This window comes from Shewanella sp. S23-S33 (assembly GCF_043359565.1).
GTDB lineage: Bacteria > Pseudomonadota > Gammaproteobacteria > Enterobacterales > Shewanellaceae > Shewanella > Shewanella oncorhynchi.
On record NZ_JBHFFD010000026.1, the window covers coordinates 20,003 to 39,628 of the forward strand.

General features: G+C 43.3%; 16 protein-coding genes. 6 read left to right on the top strand and 10 right to left on the bottom strand.

The genetic code is table 11. The features are described 5' to 3' along the window. Nucleotides 1-67: 67 nt before the first annotated feature. The 4 genes from ACHA99_RS08590 to ACHA99_RS08605 form a co-directional block, all read right to left on the bottom strand. Nucleotides 68-343, bottom strand: a complete 276-nt coding sequence (locus ACHA99_RS08590) for a hypothetical protein (protein ID WP_028759892.1) — start codon at nucleotides 341-343, stop codon at nucleotides 68-70. Next, the gene (locus ACHA99_RS08595; RefSeq protein ID WP_393942179.1) at nucleotides 336-2,324 is read right to left on the bottom strand and encodes an ATP-dependent DNA helicase RecQ; all 1,989 of its coding nucleotides are present in this window, start codon (nucleotides 2,322-2,324) and stop codon (nucleotides 336-338) included. Before ACHA99_RS08595 ends, ACHA99_RS08590 begins: the two co-directional genes overlap by 8 nt. Before the next feature lie 336 nt (nucleotides 2,325-2,660). Then, nucleotides 2,661-2,999 carry a hypothetical protein gene (locus ACHA99_RS08600; RefSeq protein ID WP_393942181.1) on the bottom strand — a complete coding sequence of 113 codons (339 nt, stop codon included), beginning with the start codon at nucleotides 2,997-2,999 and terminating at the stop codon, nucleotides 2,661-2,663. A 168-nt stretch (nucleotides 3,000-3,167) separates the two neighbouring features. Beyond that, nucleotides 3,168-3,695 (bottom strand): hypothetical protein, encoded by a 528-nt coding sequence (locus tag ACHA99_RS08605; protein WP_263181381.1) that lies wholly within the window; start codon nucleotides 3,693-3,695, stop codon nucleotides 3,168-3,170. Nucleotides 3,696-4,284: 589 nt separating this feature from the next. Here ACHA99_RS08605 and ACHA99_RS08610 point away from each other — a divergent pair. Both ACHA99_RS08610 and ACHA99_RS08615 read left to right on the top strand, forming a co-directional pair. Further along, nucleotides 4,285-5,400, top strand: coding sequence for a tyrosine-type recombinase/integrase (locus ACHA99_RS08610; protein ID WP_393942183.1), 1,116 nt, complete (start codon nucleotides 4,285-4,287; stop codon nucleotides 5,398-5,400). Between the two features lie 419 nt (nucleotides 5,401-5,819). Then, nucleotides 5,820-7,877 carry a PhoX family protein gene (locus tag ACHA99_RS08615; RefSeq protein WP_393942185.1) on the top strand — a complete coding sequence of 686 codons (2,058 nt, stop codon included), beginning with the start codon at nucleotides 5,820-5,822 and terminating at the stop codon, nucleotides 7,875-7,877. A 147-nt stretch (nucleotides 7,878-8,024) separates the two neighbouring features. Here the strand turns inward: ACHA99_RS08615 and ACHA99_RS08620 are convergent, their stop codons facing one another. After that, nucleotides 8,025-8,789: a tRNA-uridine aminocarboxypropyltransferase gene (locus ACHA99_RS08620; RefSeq protein WP_028759886.1), complete on the bottom strand. Its 765-nt coding sequence runs from the start codon at nucleotides 8,787-8,789 to the stop codon at nucleotides 8,025-8,027. Between the two features lie 408 nt (nucleotides 8,790-9,197). Between ACHA99_RS08620 and ampC the strand changes: the two genes are divergently transcribed. Beyond that, nucleotides 9,198-10,382 (top strand): class C beta-lactamase, encoded by a 1,185-nt coding sequence (gene ampC, locus ACHA99_RS08625; RefSeq protein ID WP_393942187.1) that lies wholly within the window; start codon nucleotides 9,198-9,200, stop codon nucleotides 10,380-10,382. 407 nt (nucleotides 10,383-10,789) lie between these two features. Next, the gene (gene emrD, locus ACHA99_RS08630) at nucleotides 10,790-12,022 is read left to right on the top strand and encodes a multidrug efflux MFS transporter EmrD (protein ID WP_393942189.1); all 1,233 of its coding nucleotides are present in this window, start codon (nucleotides 10,790-10,792) and stop codon (nucleotides 12,020-12,022) included. A gap of 153 nt (nucleotides 12,023-12,175) precedes the next feature. Here the strand turns inward: emrD and pssA are convergent, their stop codons facing one another. Both pssA and ACHA99_RS08640 read right to left on the bottom strand, forming a co-directional pair. Continuing rightward, entirely contained in the window at nucleotides 12,176-13,489 is a 1,314-nt protein-coding gene (gene pssA, locus ACHA99_RS08635) for a CDP-diacylglycerol--serine O-phosphatidyltransferase (RefSeq protein ID WP_287480739.1), read from the bottom strand. Between the two features lie 11 nt (nucleotides 13,490-13,500). Beyond that, on the bottom strand, nucleotides 13,501-13,833 hold the full coding sequence (locus tag ACHA99_RS08640) for a DUF1904 domain-containing protein (RefSeq protein WP_028759882.1): 333 nt from the start codon (nucleotides 13,831-13,833) through the stop codon (nucleotides 13,501-13,503). Nucleotides 13,834-14,263: 430 nt separating this feature from the next. Here ACHA99_RS08640 and ACHA99_RS08645 point away from each other — a divergent pair, with 430 nt between their 5' ends. Together ACHA99_RS08645 and dacB are read left to right on the top strand one after the other, a co-directional pair. Further along, nucleotides 14,264-14,440: a hypothetical protein gene (locus tag ACHA99_RS08645; RefSeq protein WP_006081710.1), complete on the top strand. Its 177-nt coding sequence runs from the start codon at nucleotides 14,264-14,266 to the stop codon at nucleotides 14,438-14,440. A gap of 59 nt (nucleotides 14,441-14,499) precedes the next feature. Then, entirely contained in the window at nucleotides 14,500-15,993 is a 1,494-nt protein-coding gene (dacB, locus tag ACHA99_RS08650) for a D-alanyl-D-alanine carboxypeptidase/D-alanyl-D-alanine-endopeptidase (protein ID WP_393942192.1), read from the top strand. 101 nt (nucleotides 15,994-16,094) lie between these two features. On the opposite strand, the gene ACHA99_RS08655 is transcribed toward dacB, so the two are convergent. The 3 genes from ACHA99_RS08655 to ACHA99_RS08665 all read right to left on the bottom strand — a co-directional run bounded on the left by ACHA99_RS08655 (nucleotide 16,095) and on the right by ACHA99_RS08665 (nucleotide 19,508). Next, entirely contained in the window at nucleotides 16,095-17,852 is a 1,758-nt protein-coding gene (locus ACHA99_RS08655; protein ID WP_393942194.1) for an acyl-CoA dehydrogenase family protein, read from the bottom strand. Between the two features lie 221 nt (nucleotides 17,853-18,073). After that, the gene (locus ACHA99_RS08660) at nucleotides 18,074-18,616 is read right to left on the bottom strand and encodes a DUF2058 domain-containing protein (protein ID WP_006081713.1); all 543 of its coding nucleotides are present in this window, start codon (nucleotides 18,614-18,616) and stop codon (nucleotides 18,074-18,076) included. A 70-nt stretch (nucleotides 18,617-18,686) separates the two neighbouring features. Next, the gene (locus tag ACHA99_RS08665; RefSeq protein WP_219250829.1) at nucleotides 18,687-19,508 is read right to left on the bottom strand and encodes an SDR family oxidoreductase; all 822 of its coding nucleotides are present in this window, start codon (nucleotides 19,506-19,508) and stop codon (nucleotides 18,687-18,689) included. Nucleotides 19,509-19,626 lie beyond the last annotated feature (118 nt).

The window sequence follows — 19,626 nt, forward strand, 5'->3', positions numbered from 1 at the left end:
GCGTCATCAATCAAATGCGCTTCGAGTCTTTGCTGATTGATAAAAGCAAAGACTCGAAGCGCATTAACTAGAATCGTTTAATTCTAACGACTTGCATAATTTCTATTTCAAAACCTGCCACAGTTTCTGTCTCTGGGTAATAGATGACATTGATCTTTTGTCCTTGCAGATTACGATACTTTTTGACCCGTCTAAATTTAAACGGCACGTCACAATCTTCAATCATAACAGTATGTTGTATCCACTCCGCTTTTTCCCTTTGCATATGCGAAACCACAGTCACACCTTCAGAGTGAACCAAATGTTCATGGGTGGCTAACATCTTTTTTACGGCCTTATTCATGTTCAACTCTTTTATCATCTAGTTGCGACAACAGTGACTCAACTTTCTGTTTAATTTCAGCATATCTCAATTTTTCACAGCGGCCGAAACCACTCAACTTACGCACTTGAAAACGACTCACCAAAGGAACTGACATACCAGCGAGGCAACGACAATAGGTATCAAGTGATAAAGCATCTATGCCTTTGGCCGTTAAATGGTGCTTCAACTCACGCAAATCAGCCAACATCTGCTGATCTGTCGGCCAAGTCGGCTCCGTCGAATAGCGCAACTTAGCAAAATTGCCGCGGCAGACACTGCAATGACCGCAGACAGCCGGCGTCTCATTATCATCAAAATAACGGGATAAATTGTGGCTTAAGCACGTCTCAAGCTCAAAAAAGCGGACTAACTGCGCTATTCGCGCAATTTCTTTCTGCTCTTTATCAATAAAATAATGGTACAACTCATCGATGAGTTCCGGACGCGCTAATGCGGCAACATCCACCCGATACACATCGGTAATTCGTTTGGTTTCTAATTCAATTAACTGATGTTCTGCTAAATATTCCAGCGCGGCCAACACGCGACTGCGTTCATGGCCCGTTGCACTGTACAAGGCATCAAAATCTAACGCGCCCCATATTTTCTTCATCTGCGTATGATTAAAAATTTGCGTCAAAAAGGCCTGCCGTTCGGAATTAAAGCGGCTCAGAATGGCATGTTTGTCCACTAAAAATTTGTAATTAACATCGGCGTAATAAGCAAATAACGGCTTAACCACACCTAGAATCTCTAGCTGTACAAGTAACGTTTTTAATGGCAACTGGCGAATATTACTCGCCGTCGACACGCCATTAAGCTGACATTCCCACTGACCAGAATCTTGTTCAAGACGAATAGCTTCAATGACTTGCGCTATACCTTCTCGCTCAGGCGTATCGCCATACACAAAATTTTCAACGGTATTGAGTCCGTCAAGATTGGCTAAAGTCACACAATGGGATAACGCACCATCACGCCCTGCTCTGCCGATTTCTTGACTGTAGTTTTCAATGGATTTAGGCAAATCATAGTGGATCACAAAACGGATATTGCTCTTATCGATTCCCATACCAAAGGCGATGGTAGCTACCACCACTTGCAGCTTATCCTGCATAAAATCATTTTGAATTTGTTGACGTTTTTCATCTTCAAATCCAGCATGATAAGCACTGGCGACTATGTCTTGTTGGCACAAGAGTCGTGCGACTGTTTCGGCGGTTTGCTGTAACGTCACATACACAATACCAGCACCTGAGAATGATGTTATCTGGTTAACCAGTAAGGCATTTTTCTCTTGAGTCGACACGGGCAGAACTGTCAAATCTAAATTGGGTCGATAAAATCCCGTTTGTACTATGTGTTCAGGCGCGATATCGAAACGCTTGGCCATATCCAGTTTCACTTTACGTGTCGCGGTGGCCGTCAGTAACAGTACCAGCGGGATCTCAAGCTCGCGCCGATAATCGGGTAATTTAAGATAATCGGGCCGAAAATTGTGACCCCATTCTGAAATACAATGCGCCTCATCGACGACCAACATAGACAGCGGAACCGATTGAATAAACTGCCTAAAGCGTTCATTTTTGAAACGCTCCACCGACACCATTAAAATTTTCAATTTGCCAGAGCGCGCATCTGTCATCACTTGCTGACTCTGCTCGGCGCTTAAGGTTGAATCTATGCTGGCCGCATGAATTCCCTTAGATTGCAAAAATTCCAGCTGATCTTTCATCAAGGCGAGTAAAGGCGAAATCACTAAACTCAAATGGGGTAACTGCAATGCTGTAAATTGATAACAAAGGGATTTACCAGAACCCGTCGGGAAAATCGCTAAACTCGACTTCCCTGCTAACAGTTGTGTTATCGTTTGCGCTTGGCCAGGGCGAAATTCAGAAAACCCGAAATCCTGCTGCAACAAACTAACGTATGGATTGGTTTCCGGAATGGGATTGAACATCAACCGTCCTTTACACTTATCCTTACCACCCACAAAATTCGGGCATACCGCAAGAAAAAGATTCAGCATTAAGTGAGTCGACTAGTCTAGCAAATTTTGAGGTACTTTACGGAGTTAATTACCGACAACTGAGTTTTTGAGCTGAATTTATCGGTTGAAAACCATGATGCCGCAGATAAAGTGTGATGGTTAATCTATTGATTTTATAAGAAGTAATTGGCTATTCTTATAAAAACTTGAATGCAAAAATAAAAACGGCTTTAAAAAATGAGCGATGGACAATATAAGCGCCGAGGCTAGAGCTTAGGTTAATCTCGGCCGCATGCAGTCTCCAGTTTAAGGTTTTCTCGCAAGGTATAAATTAATCAGCGAGGTGAGTTTATCCTGAAATCTTTCTTCAAAACTATCAATATCACGTCCGATAGAGACAAGATATTTCGTCGCTTGTTCGCGGGAAAGTAATTTATTGGCAACACTGTATTGCATCTCTTCCAAGGTTTTATCGTATCTTGGGATCAGCAACCAAGTGCCAACATCGACATCGAAATGTTGCATCGCTTTCTGAGCCAAAGCACAAAACGCCTCAATATGATCTACGCCATCAGGTCCGAGACAGCCAGGTTCAATTCGGCATAAAACCGCAATTTTCCTATCGTTTGCAATACTTAAACTCATCTCTAATGCCCCGCGTTATCTAGTCGTAAATATAAGATCTTAACAGTAATTTTACGTGTCTGCACAGATAAGTCACGGCTAACTTACCTTTATTAGATAATCCATTTTAGGCAATAGAACAACTTTAAAATCATATTCTTCAAAACATAGATCCGCGGTTATTTTGTTCTATTCATCAATAATGTCACCTACAACATCCTCATCAGTATGTTGTAAAACATTAAGCGAAATATTTTCATTATGCTCTGACAATAGGGTATCAATGGCTTGGTCAAAACTGTCTAACTTTTGAGTTTCCATATAACGTTTTAACCTCAAAATAATATCCCTACTCAGCTCAATATGAGACTTTTTTTGCCGTTTTTTTATTTGAGATAATTCTTTACGAACCATACGCCAGCCAAAATCAGTAAAATACTGATTAAGCATTTTGTTTACATTAGTAAGCTCGTTGTCGATCCGCTGTGCCTTTTTGCGTAATCGGACCAATTCATTTAGTTGTGTCACCAACTTAGTATAGAAAACCGTTTGTAACTCAGCGTCACAAAACCAATCCGGTTTAGATGCCACAGCTTCAGGATTGATAAGGCGATAAATTAAGGGTAAGGCAAAAATTAATTCTGCTTCCTCAAGCAATAATAATTTTCTCCCTGCTGTTGGTTTGTCTTGTTGATATATCCAGGCTTGCGGTTCCATAAATACGTTTCTTTAGCTAAGCATGCGTCTAATGCAGATGAAATAAATCGGTCCTTATGCTAGTACAAATCGATAAGTATTAATATATGGTTCAACCATTTTTTGTGTGTGATATCGATTCCTTGTGCTTCCTTTTACTTTAGGAAGAATAACTCAACTCGTATCAGGTCAAATACCTAGTAAGCTATTGTACTTATTAGCTTAAATTTCATCCAATAGACAAGCCTAGTTTAGCGGCATTCCATTCAACAAAGTCAATAAAATGGTTAAACCATTCTTTAAAGTTGTGATTCTTTGGCTAACCAAGTTCGAAACCACCGCATATAGAAAGTACAAATTTCATACTATTTTTGCTTTTAATTCTATATCCGCATACTTAATCGCCATTGTCCAAATGGCTTTATCTTGACTATTTTTTAAACTAAAAAAACCAACTAAATGCTATTTAATGCGCCCTATTCCGATAACAGAAGTTTATTTGAACAAATAAGCACTCTACCAGTGATAATGACGATTATCACTGGTAGATGTAGGTGTGATTTGCGTATAATTACGTCTTCTTAATTCGATATCAGGTGACTTCAACGGCATGTCTAAAATGATCCGGACAAATAGTAATGCTCAAAATAACACCAATGTAACGAATGAAAGAGTGACAGGATCAGATCATCACAATAATAACCGTGCTGAACAGCCACGTTTTTTTGAAGAGACTTTCCTGCCACAATCTGTTCGAAGTGATTATTTAAGTGCTGCCGAAGAAACTGAATATGAAATTTCAGCCAACACCCGCCGTGTTTATAATACGAGCTTTAGTCTATTTAGCCGTTATTGTGCCGAACACCAACTGCAGACCCTTCCCGCAGATCCCCGTAGCGTGATTTCATTTATTGGTCATCAGAAAGAATTGATCCAAGAGAGTACTGGAGTACAACTTTCTAAACAGACATTAACGACTCGACTCGCGGCGATTCGCTACCACCATATTCAAGCGGGATTCCACTCACCTACCGAGCACCCTCTGGTGATCAGAGTGATGCGCGGTTTAAGCAGAAATCAATCTCGCCATGTGAGTGATTATGATCAACAACCGATTATGTATGATGAAGTGGAAATGCTCATTCAAGCTATCGATGAACAAGTGCAGCCATTAACCCGAGCAAGAGACAAAGCCATTATTCAGTTAGGATTACAAGGTGGGTTTCGCCGTTCTGAACTTGCAGATATAAAAGTTCAATATGTCAGTTTTTTACGCAATAAGCTAAAAGTGCGCCTACCTTATTCGAAGAGTAATCAGCAAGGTCAACGGGAATGGAAAGACCTGCCGGATCATGAACCTTTTGCAGCACTCAACGCGGTAAAAAATTGGTTATCACTCGCCAATATAGAGGATGGGCATTTATTTAGATCGCTTTCCCGTGATGGGAAATATTTACGCCCTTATCAAATAGTAGAACATCACTCTGAAGCGAATTCAAGTTTACATAAAAATAGTGGTTTTCTCACGGGAGACGATATTTATCGCATAATTAAAAAATATTGCACAAAAGCGGGCCTACCTGCAAAGTTTTATGGTGCCCACAGTTTGCGTAGTGGTTGTGTCACTCAACTCCATGAAAATGATAAAGATCATTTATACATTATGGCCAGAACTGGCCATACCGATCCGCGCTCACTTCGCCATTATTTAAAACCAAGAGACTAAAACCCAAAAGACTAAACTAGATCATGACTCGATAAGGATCAGTTAGTCTTTTATCAAAAATTAAATAGAAATTATAACGTTAAATATAAATCTATCATGTTTATGAAAAAAATGATATACAGTAATTATATTAAAATTATTTCCAATTTTTAATTTGAAAAATAATTAAAGCAATAACTTCACATTATATATTTTTATCTGTGACACAAGATTTGACATTATAGCAGAATAAAAATCCTAATTGAGGTACTTTGACCTCAGCAGCTTAGACCATAGCAAACTGCTGGTTAACATTTTTATAGCATATCGGGTTTATTGCTCACTGCAGTATTATTGTAATATAAAATCATCTTTATTGTCATATTGATACTTTAGCCTTAGTCACGAAATTTAATCCATCGTACTAGCCGGAGTAATATATGAGTAAGGCCACCTTTGATCCTACACTTTATAATAAAAGTAATAACGAGCCATTTAACCAAGTGTTGGATAAACATTTATCTCGCCGTAACTTCGTAAAAAGTGGTTTAGGCCTCAGTGCTATGACAGCTTTTGCCAGTGTAGGCTTAACTGCTTGCGGATCAGATGACGCCCCTGTTACAAAACCTGTTGATCCAGTGACACCTTTGCCACCGACAAAAAGTACCGCCAAGCTAAACTTTACGTCAGTTGCGGGTTCTCGTTTAGATGCCGTCGTTGTGCCAGAAGGCTATACAGCGCAGGTACTTGCACCATGGGGCACTCCATTAAATGCAAAAGCAGCACCATGGAAAAGTGATGGTAGTAACACTGCCGATGACCAAGCGAACTCAGTCGGTATGCACCACGATGGCATGCATTTCTTTCCATTAAATGATACGGGTAATGACGGTTTACTTTGCATTAACCATGAATATATTGATGAAGTTGCATTACATCCTGCAGGACAAACTTTTGATCCTACTTCAGGTTTGCGCACGATTATCGATGAGGTACGTAAAGAAATCAACGCCCATGGCGTATCGGTTGTACGTATAAAACTGGTTAATAATCAATGGGAAGTGGTTAGTAATGATAACCATAACCGCCGATTCACCGGTGCGACTGTGATGGATATTAGCGGTCCTCTCGCCTACTCTTCTCTACTCGAAACCCGCTATTCTCCCGACGGGAGTCAGGCTCGCGGTACATTAAATAACTGCGGCAATGGTTACACGCCTTGGGGCACTTATTTGACCTGTGAAGAAAACTGGCCAGGCTATTTCGCAAACCGTGGTACGTTAACTGTGGAGCAAAATCGCATTGGGATCAGCAAAACCAGCACACGTTATGGCTGGGATGATCTTGCAGGTCATGATGAGGAACGTCTCGATGAATTCGCACGTTTTGATGTCACACCAAAAGGTGCAAGTGCTCAAGATGACTATCGTAATGAAGCGAATGGTCACGGTTATATTGTTGAAATTGACCCTTTCAATCCAACATCGCGCGCAGTAAAACGTACCGCGCTTGGTCGTTTCCGCCATGAAGGTTGTACCTTTGGCAAGTTAACCGAAGGTAAGCCAGTAGTATTCTATTCTGGCCACGATTCACAATTCGAATACCTCTATAAATTTGTCTCGGCCGCGGCGTGGGATGCAAAAGATGCTGACAGCAGCAATCGTATACAAACTGGCGATAAGTATATGAATGAAGGTACTTTATATGCAGCTAAGTTTAATGCAAACGGTGGTGGTGTTTGGTTGCCTTTAACCTTAGATAGCCAGACTACGGACGGAAAAACCCTAGGCAATACTTTCGCTAGCTTAGCCGAGATTATTTTGAACACCGCAGGCGCAGCGGATCTTGTTGGTGCAACACCTATGGATCGCCCTGAATGGTGTGCTGTCGATCCTTTCACAGGTTCAATTTATTTGACCCTGACCAACAACTCAAAACGAACTGAAACCAATCCAGCGAACCCAAGATTGAAAAACCACTTTGGCCATATTATTCGTTGGGATGAAAGTGACAAAGATACTGAATTTACATGGGATATCTTCGTATTCGGATCACCAAGTGATGGTAACGCAGAAACAAACTTATCAGGCTTAACAGATCTTAACCAATTTGCCAGCCCAGACGGTTTAGCCTTCGATCAACGCGGTATTTTGTGGGTTCAAACCGACAATGGAGCCAAGGAGGTCGCAGAAGAAACCAACGATCAGATGCTAGCGATAGTGCCTTCAACGCTTGTTGATGGCCAAGAGAAACAGCTAGGCGTAACGGCTGATAACCAAATGGAATTAAAGCGTTTCTTCGTTGGACCAAACGACTGTGAGGTTACGGGTTTTGCTATTAGCCCTGATTACACTTCTGTTTTTGCTAACATTCAGCATCCCGGTAATTGGCCTTATTCGTCCAATGCCGCTGAAAAAACGCCTGCGGGCACGACATTACGCCCTCGCGCCGCTACAGTCGTTATCCGTAAGTTAGATGGTAAAGAAGTCGCGGTATAAACAATTATGCTTGTGCGAGGTATCTTCTTAATATGAAGTTCCTATAAGTTAATTGCTACACATAAAAAATCCCCTCACTGTAGGGGATTTATTATTTAAGAAGATAGTTAACTAGCCTTTTTCAAAATAGATTAAATCCAACATCGATTAACTCTTACTACGACTTGCTTGTTCAAAGGCCAGTTCAAAAGCATCGGTAAAATCTGTAATTGGCAGAAGGTCCTCACGGCAACGGCGATTGCGGCCAAGTAAGGAAGATTCAACAAACAAATCAAACCAAGTACTTAAGGCTTTGCCATTAGCCGCTTCGCCAATCGCTCCTAAAGCCAATGATGCCACCTCGGCGGTGCCAAGTTGAAAATCATGACTACCTTTACGCAATGCATAGGTCGCGAGCGTGTCGGGATCGAAGGAAAGCAACGGCAGTGAGTGTAAGTAAGGACTCTTACGGAACATTTTAATCGCTTCACGCCAACTGCCATCAAGCAGAACAAGTAGCGGCCGTTTGCCTTCGGCCAATGTCGACATCGGCACTTGGTTCAGTACGGTTTGCCCTTGCTCTGCATACTGGGCAGGAAACACTAAATAGGGTTGATATTGCGGCGAATTCAGCAAAGCAAGCAACTCAGCTTCAGGTTCTGTACGTGACCAAATATAGGCGTGGGTATCAGGAATAAGATCCGCTATGAGTCGTCCGCTATTAGTCGGCTTTAACACCTCATCGTTATACATAATCAGCAGGAAACTGGCGTGAGTATCTAACTGACGGCGTAGCGCACAGGTACAGAACTGCTCACCTAAGAGGCATAATGGACAGCGGATCAGTTTTTTACCGCGGGCACCAAAGGGTTTAGTCGAAATAGACTTACGGTACTGATATAAATGGTGCACTGCATGGGGGGCTAAAGCCATAAAAACCAATTCTCTATCAAACTTATTAAGGATCGCGACCACATCATTTAGCACTTTTTTATCGCGGTGGCGCAGTTTATCCCTTGGCCATCAATGGTGCAATCGCGTAATACATTATCGTGATAAAAGGCCGGTGTCAGTGGTTGATGGTTTCATATGCAGCCTAACGCCAGTCAGATAATTTAAGAGCACAGAGCAATTATCTCTTAAAACAACTGTAATGTATTAATCTGTGTTACCACTTAGTATGCAATAGCGTGCAACACTAAACCGACCAAATTAACGTTTAAATTACTTATTGGGGGAGTATTTAAGCTAAATATCAGTAATGACTTAACTTAGTGTGGAATAGCCCTAATATCATGCGAAAATATACTCTACAAATACAGTCTCGATGAAAGGTCAATTATGCACCCAAAAGCCCCGATCGCTTTAATACCACTACTAAACGGCATCCTCATCTCTGCTGCCCTATTCTCTCATGCCACTGCAGCCAAAATACTTAATACCAAAGAAATACAGACTCTTGTAGATTCGGCGGTGAAACCTTTGATGGCTGAGTACGCTATTCCCGGCGCAGTGATTGGCGTCACCATAGAAGGTAAGCAGTTTTTTTATCAGTATGGCGTCAGTTCTAAAACCTCTGGGCAAAGTGTGACTGAAGATACCCTGTTCGAGATTGGCTCTATCAGTAAAACCTTTACCGCAACACTGGCTAACTATGCACAGGGCGAAGGTAAATTAACGCTCACGGATATGGCCAGTGATTATATTCAAGCATTAAAAGGCAGTCATTTTGATAAGATTAGTCTCATCAATTTAGCCACCCACACAGCGGGTGATTTGCCGATGCAAGTTCCTGATAAGGTCACTAATAACGCAGAGTTAATGGATTACCTTAAGCATTGGCAACCGTCATTTGCCGCGGGAACCCACAGAAATTACGCTAATCCGAGTATTGGGCTGCTCGGCATGATTGCCGCGCAGAGTTTAGGGCAAACTTTTCCACAAGCACTTGAGCAAACACTATTTCCACAATTGGGTATGACAAACAGCTACATTAACGTTCCGAGCAGTAAAATGGCAGATTATGCCCAAGGCTACGATAAGCAAGACATGCCAGTGCGGGTCAATCCTGGGGTATTAGCCGATGAAGCTTATGGCGTTAAAACCTCAGCCAAGGATTTACTGCAATTTGTTGAGGCCAATATGCAAATGCATTCGTTACCCAAACCACTGCAAACGGCTATCGATGAAACTCATACTGGATACTTTGATGTCGGTGTGATGACACAGGATATGATCTGGGAACATTATTCTTATCCTATTGATCTCAATAATTTGCTTGCAGGTCACACTCAGGAAGTAGTATTTGGCAGTACGCCAGTTAAACCCATAGTGCCGCCCCTCGCACCGCAGCAAAATGTGTGGATTAATAAAACCGGCTCTACTGGCGGTTTTGCCGCTTATGCAGCCTTTATTCCGGCCAAAAAACTCGGCATTGTACTGCTGAGTAATAAAAACTACCCCGTTCCGCCAAGGGTGACTGTGGGGTATCAGATTTTAACGGGCATAGAGAAATTACAAAAATAGCATCTTGCTAGTCGCGACTATTAAAGGAGATAAGGAGATAGGCCGATTCGCAATCTCCTTTCTTATTTGTTCCTTTTAGCGTGATTTTTTTAGGGTGGCTTGTATTAAGCGCCTTATCCACTTACTTACCTCCAATCTCTTAATAGCCAATATTTTTAAGCAAACTCCCATGTAAGAAAATAGGCAGTGAAGGGTTAATCTGAGTATTAATTCATTTGCAACTCATCGACCTAGTTAACAGACAAATAACCTATCGTAAGTTTAGCTTTACAGCTTAAAATCAGGATAAAAACTTATGCATCGCATTAAAAATTATTTCGTTAAATCAATATGATTGACACTTGAAGTTACGCTTTTAGGGAGTAAGATGCGCGCAAATACCTTAAGTGACCTTTTTCGGAAATATCATGTCAGGCACGCCACATTCTCCTATTCATCACGATATCGCTCCAGCGGCGAGTCAGTCTAGCCTACTGTTAATGATTGTCTTTATGGTCGCCTGTGGCCAAATGGCGCAGACGATTTTTGTACCTGCCCTTCCACAAATCGCACTCGGGCTCCATGTGGACGCCAGCCAACTACAAGCCGTGATGGCCTGTTACTTACTCTCCTACGGGATGTTTCAATTTGTGTATGGCCCAGTGTCAGATCGCGTTGGCCGCAAAATGCCACTCGTCGTGGGTATCGCAATTTTCGTTCTAGGCGCTGTATTCGCGGCGAAGGCCACAAGCTTTAACCAACTAATTATGGCAAGCCTTATCCAAGGATTAGGCACAGCCAGCGCAGGCGCATTATGCCGTAGCATTCCCCGCGATCACTACTTTGGTGACCGACTGGTAAAATTTAATAGCTATGTCTCTATGGCTGTAGTGTTTTTACCTTTGCTTGCACCATTTATCGGCAGCGCCACTGCGGCCTATTTTGGCTGGCAAGCCGTATACTGGGTATTAGCGGGATTCGGTGTCGCGGTCTGGCTGTTGTTAATATTCCTCTTTAAAGAGTCTTTACCCAAGACGCAACGGGAACATCAAGCCGTTTTCAAATCCTATAAGCATGTCCTACGCCATAGAGCGTTTCGCGCTTATTTATTTTCATTGATCGCCACCTTTGCCGGTATTGCGGCGTTTGAAGCCATTGCTGGTGTACTCTATGGCCAATATCTCGGACTGACACCTTTTATGGTCAGTTGTTATTTTGTTGCGCCAATTCCTGGCTACTTACTGGGGGCACTCATCGCGGGCCGACAGAATAAGCCACAAAGGGTTGTTTACCAAGGTGTAGCGTTACTCGGTGCTGGCGCATTATTTATGTTGATCCCAGGTCTTTTTAATCTAGTGGTTGGTTGGAGTTTACTTATTGGATCGATTTTATTCTTCAGTGGCGCAGGCATGCTGTTCCCTACCCTAACATCTGCTGCGTTAGAGCCATTTCCACGTCAGGCTGGGATTGCGGGCGCATTACTGGGGGGATTACAAAATTTTGGTGCCGGACTTGCCGCATTAACTATGTCTTTAGTGCCTATGGGCGGCCAGTTAAGCATAGGTTTATTGAGTGCTGTGATGGTGGTTTTAGTAATCCTGTCTCTGTATTACGCCAAAGATCAAAATGATACTCACCAGAATTTAATGCCACAGATTTAATGCATATGATTTGAAGCGACAATTCTTGGTTTAAGCTAAATCTATTACTGTCAGTCAATAAAAAGCCCACATTTTTGTGGGCTTTTTAAATCGATAAGACACTCTAATAAATCAAAAATATCGATTAATTTATTGCTTCTATAGCTTTAATCGTTACAAAATGCGACGCAGTAAAAAGTCAGCTTTAAGGCGACGAATTCGGGTCATGATCTTCTTCACTGGCGCAGGATAGCTCTGTAAGGTATCCACTTGGCTGTAGTGATATAACCGCTGTGTGTGTTCAAGAATATGCGCCTGCTCGGCTTCAAACTGGGCTTTCCAGCAGCCAATTTCATCTTGGATCAACAAACCATTCTCAAGATCCAGCGCCCAAGCTCTTGGATTCAAGTTCGAGCCTGTGATCAAATGCTTATTACCGTCGGCACTGATGCCCTTGAGGTGATAACTGTTGATACCATGTTTCCACAAATGGATATTCAGCTGACCATTATCAATCGCCCACTGTTGGCGTTTAGCGAACTTACGCAATGATTGCTCATACATATAGGGCAAGGCACCTATGGTTGAGAAATCCTGCTCTGGCGGAATATAAAAATCGTTAGCCGTCTTGTCGCCCACAACGATATCGATGCGTTTGCCATTGCGTAAATGCTTAGCTAAAGCGCGCACTAAAATGTACGGCGGATTAAAATAGGGCGTGCAAATAAACAGCGAGTCTTTTGACTCTTCCACCAAGGCGACAACCACTTTATTGAGCAAGTTTTTCTTACGTCCTAGCCCAAGTAACGGCGTGATGCGATTGCCATCACGGGTCTCCTTAAACTGATACTCAGCATCAGACAGTCTCAGCTTAAAGCTACGCATATCCGTCTTTGGTGGTAGCACTTCTTGCTCGGCATCTTGCGTTAATGAACACACAGCTGGATCAGAAATGATATTTTTCTGGATCATCGCGCGCATACTGCGCGCTAATTCGGCAGACTCAATCAAGTGATAACGATCGAAACGGTACTTATCGTGTTGTTGCAAATAGATATTATTGAGACTGGCACCGCTATAAATCACGGCATCATCGATAATAAATCCCTTAAGATGCAACACACCCATAAATTCACGGGATTTGACGGGTACACCTAAGATATCGATGGGATGTTCGGCTTGAGCCATAACTCTGCGGTACATCAAATAGTTACCGCTATCACCTTTATGGCCGATCAAGCCACGTCTCGCACGGTGAAAATCGACTAATACTTTGACATCAAGCGTTGGATTTGCCGCTTTGGCATCCATGAGGGCTTGTAATATCTCACGACCCGCTTCGTCATCTTCTAAATACAGCGCCGCAATATAAATACTGTACTTGGCGCTCGCAATACGAGCGAGTAATTCTGCCTTGAAACGGCATGGCGTGAGCAACCACGTTAAAGCCTCGGGTTGAACGGCTATTCCACCAAGCTTATCTAGCAAGGCATCCTCCTTTAAACATGCTGACCACCCCGATAGGAAGCGCTGGGGTTCAGTGATAAAAACATCACAGCAATATGTGTTAACTCTGGATAGGCCTCTGTCACTGCCAACCTGATCGTTTGTTCTACTTTAAGATGTATATCAGGGTCCTTAGGGAACCAGAGTAACTCAACTTGGACAAAGCGTTGATCAATTTTTCCATTTCGAAAACTGATGCTTGGGATCCAATCTAATGTGAAACTCTCTGCATTACCTTTACATATATCCGCCAATGACTGCAGTAATGTTTGGCTGAACGCTGCAACGACCGCTTGTGGTAAGCCGCGCATACTAATATGTGGCATGGTTTAGTTGTTACCTAAGAACCTAAAATCGTAAGGGGTAGAAATTACCGACTTCACCTCGTCTCGGCAAGACTTTTCTCCCAAAAGTCTTGTTAAACCTAACGGTTTTGCTGGTAATTTGACCTCACGCGATTTTATTCCACTTCAGTGCACCGATTTACCTAAAAATCTTCTTCATTTATCCTTGCTTGAAATCGCATTTTACGACGAGTATTCTCGGCATTATTTGCCCGTCCACACAATATTTCGCCACTAAATAGTGGTGATTCTTAACGCTACAAATCAGTCCAAATTTCACTGAACTACACCCAAAATGTCTGCCAAATCACAAAATAATCTTCAAACCCATTTCATTCACCCCGAATCCAGTGATTTAGCGTAAACTAAACCGCCTATTTGCGATTAGACCACACGATACAAGATTAAGACTATGAACAAAAAAATTCTGCTAACGTTAGCACTGACATTGCTGTTTGCTTGGGGTATTTTCCATTTTAAAACCCAGTTAGGGTTACTCATCCTGCCGTTGTTTATTGGGCTAGTATTGTTTGTTACCCTACGTTTATATCGCTTGATGGAAAAGGATGACGGCAGCAGTGAGGATTAACCGCACACAATACCAACCTAATCTTAATGATGTTTTGATAAAAATGGCCAATAGCTAACATGGAAACGTTACTGAAAACCACTCTATATGCCGGCCTGCTCCTAGCCGCAAGTCATAATATGGCCTATGCAGAGCAACATGATTCTAGGCCGATAAGTGCTCAAACCACTTCGCTTAGCCAAGCAATCAGCAAGATCAGCCCTCGACATTCACAAATCGCCTTACTGGCAATGGATATGTCGAACAATCAAGTGATCTATAGCCAACATGCTGAGACCTTGTTTATTCCAGCCAGTACCCAAAAGCTGCTCACGGCAGTCAGTGCTGTGGCTCAGCTTGGGCCTGATTTTCGTTATGTCACGGAATTATGGACAGATGCACCGATACGCAAGGGCCATATCGCAGGCAGTGCTTATCTGCGTTTTAGTGGCGATCCCACGCTAACTCAAGCCGATCTCAAGGCCATTTTTGCCAATCTCGTAAAACAAGGCATTAATCGCATTGATGGACATCTGTATTTGCTCGGCGATAAGCAGGAACAATTGCAAGCCCCTGGTTGGGTTTGGGATGATTTGGGCATTTGTTTTGCTGCGCCTGTATCTAGCTATATTATCAATCAAAACTGTGTCTATGGTCAGTTTAGCCCCAGCACGACCAGCAACCCTTCAGAAGTAAGTCTACGCGCGGGGAGTTATGGAGTCAAAATCAGCAGCGATGCGGTGTTTGATCAAAAGGCGAGCCGCGAATTTTGCCAACTTGATATGGTCAGATTAGGTCAAAATAACTACCATTTACGCGGCTGTTACCCTGGCGGTGAGGCGATACCACTGGCGATTGCGGTCAGCGATCCGTTCAAATTTGCCCAAGATAACCTCACCTCTCTACTTAAAGGCGAGATGTCTCTTGCGGGTAAAGTACAACTCGGCACTAGCTTACCCCAAAAGGCAAAACTAATTGCCAGCCATAGCTCGGCGCCCTTACCTGAGCTGCTCGAGACTATGCTGCTCAAGTCAGATAATTTGATTGCCGATAGCCTTTTTAAGCAACTTGGTAAAAGTTATTTTAAGACCCAAGGCAGCTTTACCAATGGTGCCGCTGCCATGCAGCGAATTTTAACGAATTTAGGCATAGATTTGAGTAACGCCAATATTGTGGATGGTTCAGGATTGTCACGCTATAACTTGCTCAATGCCAAGCAGTTAGCCGCGGTGTTGGCGCTAATCCACCAAGATAGCCGCTTTAGTCCGTTAATCACGAGTCTGCCACAGGCGGGGATCAGCGGCACCTTAAGATATCGCATGGGCTACAACAAGCCGCCGCTTAAACAGCAAATTTTTGCTAAAACAGGCTCGATGCAAGGCGTGTCTAACTTAGCGGGGTTTATCCGTTTGCCCCAGCATAACGACACCCTGTTTGTGATCCTTGAGAATGGCATGAGTCCTGAATTGAAAAATCAACATAAACCCTCATTCAATGCCGAGTTTCTTAAACAATTGATTTCAGTGCTGCAACCGTCATCAACCACTGCGACTGTGAATACTGCGGCTCACTAGAGTCATTAATTAATCGCTACAGAGTAAAAAACTTGCACAAAAAAGCACTGAGTCATCAGTGCTTTTTCAGTTTTTATCTAAACGAATATACCGAAGCCTTGTTAAAACAGCTCTGCAGGCATCGCCATAGTCGTCGCATCACCGGCTCTGACTTGAGCGATATGGTAATCCGCTTTTGGCAATAACTTATCAAAATAGAACTTAGCTAAATAGACTTTCTGCTCGGCGAAAGCTTTATCTTCATGATCCGCGACCTTATCGACCATAGCCAACCAGTAGAAACCATACAGGGTGTAACCAAAGGCATCTAAAAAGTCGACCGCGCAAGCATTAATAAGCGCAGGCTGAGCGACTTTGTGCTCATTAATCGACTCAGCGACAATGACCAAGGCATCTAAACGTGCACATACGGCAGCTACTTTCACCGCATCAACATGGGTGAATGCCCGCATTTGTGCCTTCAAGTCTGCCACAAATTCGTTTAATGCGGCTAAGTTATCGCCAGTGACTTTACGACCGAGGAAATCGATGGCTTGAATGCCATTGGTGCCTTCATAAATCTGAGCGATACGGGTATCACGAACTAATTGCTCAATACCTGTTTCACGAATATAACCATGTCCACCAAAGACTTGTTGCGCCATGATAGTCGCATCTAGACCCCGATCGGTTAAAAATGCCTTCGCCACTGGCGTTAATAACCCCACATAACGCGCCGCTTTGGCCTTAACCTCATCTTGGGCATATTTTGCTAAATCCAGCTGTTGTCCTGTAAACACAGACAAAGCACGGCCCGCTTCTGTCATAGCACGAATGGTCAACAACATACGGCGCACATCGCCGTGGACAATAATGGGATCAGAATCACTGCCCGTCGGTGAGCCGCCAGCGGCGATGCCTTGATTACGCTCTTTAGCGTAATCGGCCGCCATCTGGTACGCCGCCTGCGCACTGCCAAGCCCTTGAATACCAATCGCTAAACGCTCATAGTTCATCATAGTGAACATGCATACGAGGCCGCGATTAGGCTCGCCAATCAAGAAGCCTTGAGCATTATCAAAATTCATCACACAGGTCGCAGAACCTTTAAGGCCCATCTTATGCTCGATAGACCCCACTGATACACCATTGGCATTGGCTAAGCTGCCATCGGTATTTACCGATATTTTAGGTACAAGGAAGAGTGAAATCCCTTTGCTATCCGGTAGCTTAGCAAGCACTAAGTGGATGACGTTTTCAGTTAAATCATGATCGCCACCTGTAATAAAAATCTTGCTGCCCGTGATGGCATAACTACCATCATCCTGCGGCAAAGCACGGGTACGGATATTACGTAGATCAGAACCCGCTTGCGGCTCCGTCATATCCATAGCACCCGCCCATTCGCCGGAGTATAACTTAGGCAAATAAGCTTGTTTCAATTCTTCGCTGCCGTGGGCATTGATACATAAAGCTGCCCCCGCGGTTAACGAGCCATAAAGCGTAAACGCATTACAAGCACTGTAAGCCATTTCGTCGACTAAGATCCCCAGCATCTTTGGCATGCCCATGCCACCAAATTCCGGAGCGCCACACAAACCAATCCAACCGCCCTGGGAATACTGTTCATAAACGGCTTTGTAGCCATCAGGGGTAATCACTTGATTATCTTGATGTAACACGCCCTGCTCATCACCCGTCCGGTTCAGCGGATGGATCAACTCACTGCTGATCTTGGCTGCTTCTTCAAGAATGGCATTGGCCGTGTCAATATCGACCATTTCAGCAATCTCAGGTAATTGTGCCCAAGTGTTAGAGGCATCAAATACCTGTTCCAGTAGGAAACGCATATCCGTTAACGGGGCTTGATAAGGGTTCATTGGTAGACTCTTAAACGTAGGATTAAAACAGTTGTTTTAATTTATACCAGTTCACTGTAGAAAACAATCTCATTACAAATACAGCCGCGAATAATATGAAAGTAAGTGAGCCAAGTATAAATCCAACCCATAAAAAAAACCTTAAGCTTGAACTTAAGGGTCTCTATTTTATAAGCTTTACCACAGGATTGTCTTAGCGTTAGCTCACAGGTTTAGGGCAATTACCACATTAAATCATCAGGAATTGCGTAATCTGCATAGGGATCATCTTCAACGACCACAGCTTTAGATTCATCCTGTTGCCACAGATAACCACACCACTGCGGCACCAGCAGTTTAACTCGCTCGGCTAACTTATGTGGTACTAAGTAACTCTTATCTTCGTAACGCACTATGCCTAACTGCCCTTTAAGCAATTCTGCCTGCAGTTTTTCATCTATGTATAAAGAATAAATTTTATTATCAAGAGTATAGTTAAATTTCACTTCAGCATAAGCTGGGATCTTTATCGCAGACTTAGTGAACTCAGTGATTAAACCGCGCACCTGTCCACGCTCAGATGCCTCTGCAAAACGTTGCTCGTTCAGCGCTTTATCTTTTAGCGCCTGCAACCGTTTTTGCTCGGCCACTTCTTGCTTAAAAGCACTGGAGCCATCATCTATTCGTGATTTTTTATCACGGCGTTTTTGAGTCTTAACGTCGCGAACTTTTTGTTTACTGGCAAGCCCTGCTTTGAGTAGCTGCTCTTGTAATGCATTAGCCATGGATCATTACCTACTTAATTTCTATAAAATCAAAGTTCTCGATTTTGAATATCAATAATCTAAAACCAAACTACATTTTTGCGGCCAGTTCGCCAAGCTCTGTCATCGCTATACTGGCGCCACCAAGTGACCAACCGCCATCAACCGGCAACACAACTCCCGTAATATAGGAAGCTAATTCAGAGCCTAAGAATAGCGCGGCATTGGCGATATCCTGACCTGCGCCGTTGCGTTTTAGCGGAACGGATTGGGCAACCTTTTGCTGTAATGCGGCGCTGGGTGCAAGGCGATTAAAACCTTCAGTATTGGCGATGGGGCCAGGCATAATCGAATTAATTCTCAGCCCTTCACAGCCCCACTCTAACGCTAAAGTTCGCGTCAGCATATCCACACCCGCTTTAGCCGCACACACATGTACTTGCATTGGCATAGCGATCGAAGCCTGCGGCGCCGAAATCTGGATAATATTGCCATTGGGACGACGCAGCAAAGGATAAGCCTGTTTTAACACTTGAAAACTGCCGAGCAAATCAATGTTCATCACCGACTTAAAACCATTAGCCGAAAGTTTTGCGGCGCTGGCGGGGAAATTCCCCGCCGCGCCGCTGACTAGCACATCGATAAAACCAAACTCAGAAGCGATTTTATCAAAACCGACTTCAAGGGCGCTAAGATCGCGCACATCAAAACTCACCCCCAAATGAATACCGTCAGGATTGGCCTGTTGTAACTGCAATACCGCGGCATCGATTTTATCTTGACTGCGGCTCGCAACGGCCACATTTGCGCCAGCCTGTGCGAACGCAATGGCAATCGCGAGATTTATCCCACTGGTTCCTCCGACAACGACAACATTTTTACCTTGATAGTTAAACATCGTAGCATTAAACATGGGCGTTCTCCGTGAACAGTGAGATATGTACTCAGGGTGTGATTAATTATTTTATGTTGTCATTCAACATACTATTTCAATTTTTATCCATCATCTCAAGGATACCAACGAGCGATTT

Coding starts and splice junctions, on each gene's coding strand:
- ACHA99_RS08590 (WP_028759892.1), bottom strand. CDS start 343: ATGAATAAGGCCGTAAAAAAGATGTTAGCCACCCATGAACATTTGGTT.
- ACHA99_RS08595 (WP_393942179.1), bottom strand. CDS start 2,324: ATGTTCAATCCCATTCCGGAAACCAATCCATACGTTAGTTTGTTGCAG.
- ACHA99_RS08600 (WP_393942181.1), bottom strand. CDS start 2,999: ATGAGTTTAAGTATTGCAAACGATAGGAAAATTGCGGTTTTATGCCGA.
- ACHA99_RS08605 (WP_263181381.1), bottom strand. CDS start 3,695: ATGGAACCGCAAGCCTGGATATATCAACAAGACAAACCAACAGCAGGG.
- ACHA99_RS08610 (WP_393942183.1), top strand. CDS start 4,285: ATGTCTAAAATGATCCGGACAAATAGTAATGCTCAAAATAACACCAAT.
- ACHA99_RS08615 (WP_393942185.1), top strand. CDS start 5,820: ATGAGTAAGGCCACCTTTGATCCTACACTTTATAATAAAAGTAATAAC.
- ACHA99_RS08620 (WP_028759886.1), bottom strand. CDS start 8,789: ATGGCTTTAGCCCCCCATGCAGTGCACCATTTATATCAGTACCGTAAG.
- ampC (WP_393942187.1), top strand. CDS start 9,198: ATGCACCCAAAAGCCCCGATCGCTTTAATACCACTACTAAACGGCATC.
- emrD (WP_393942189.1), top strand. CDS start 10,790: ATGTCAGGCACGCCACATTCTCCTATTCATCACGATATCGCTCCAGCG.
- ACHA99_RS08640 (WP_028759882.1), bottom strand. CDS start 13,833: ATGCCACATATTAGTATGCGCGGCTTACCACAAGCGGTCGTTGCAGCG.
- ACHA99_RS08645 (WP_006081710.1), top strand. CDS start 14,264: ATGAACAAAAAAATTCTGCTAACGTTAGCACTGACATTGCTGTTTGCT.
- dacB (WP_393942192.1), top strand. CDS start 14,500: ATGGAAACGTTACTGAAAACCACTCTATATGCCGGCCTGCTCCTAGCC.
- ACHA99_RS08655 (WP_393942194.1), bottom strand. CDS start 17,852: ATGAACCCTTATCAAGCCCCGTTAACGGATATGCGTTTCCTACTGGAA.
- ACHA99_RS08660 (WP_006081713.1), bottom strand. CDS start 18,616: ATGGCTAATGCATTACAAGAGCAGCTACTCAAAGCAGGGCTTGCCAGT.
- ACHA99_RS08665 (WP_219250829.1), bottom strand. CDS start 19,508: ATGTTTAATGCTACGATGTTTAACTATCAAGGTAAAAATGTTGTCGTT.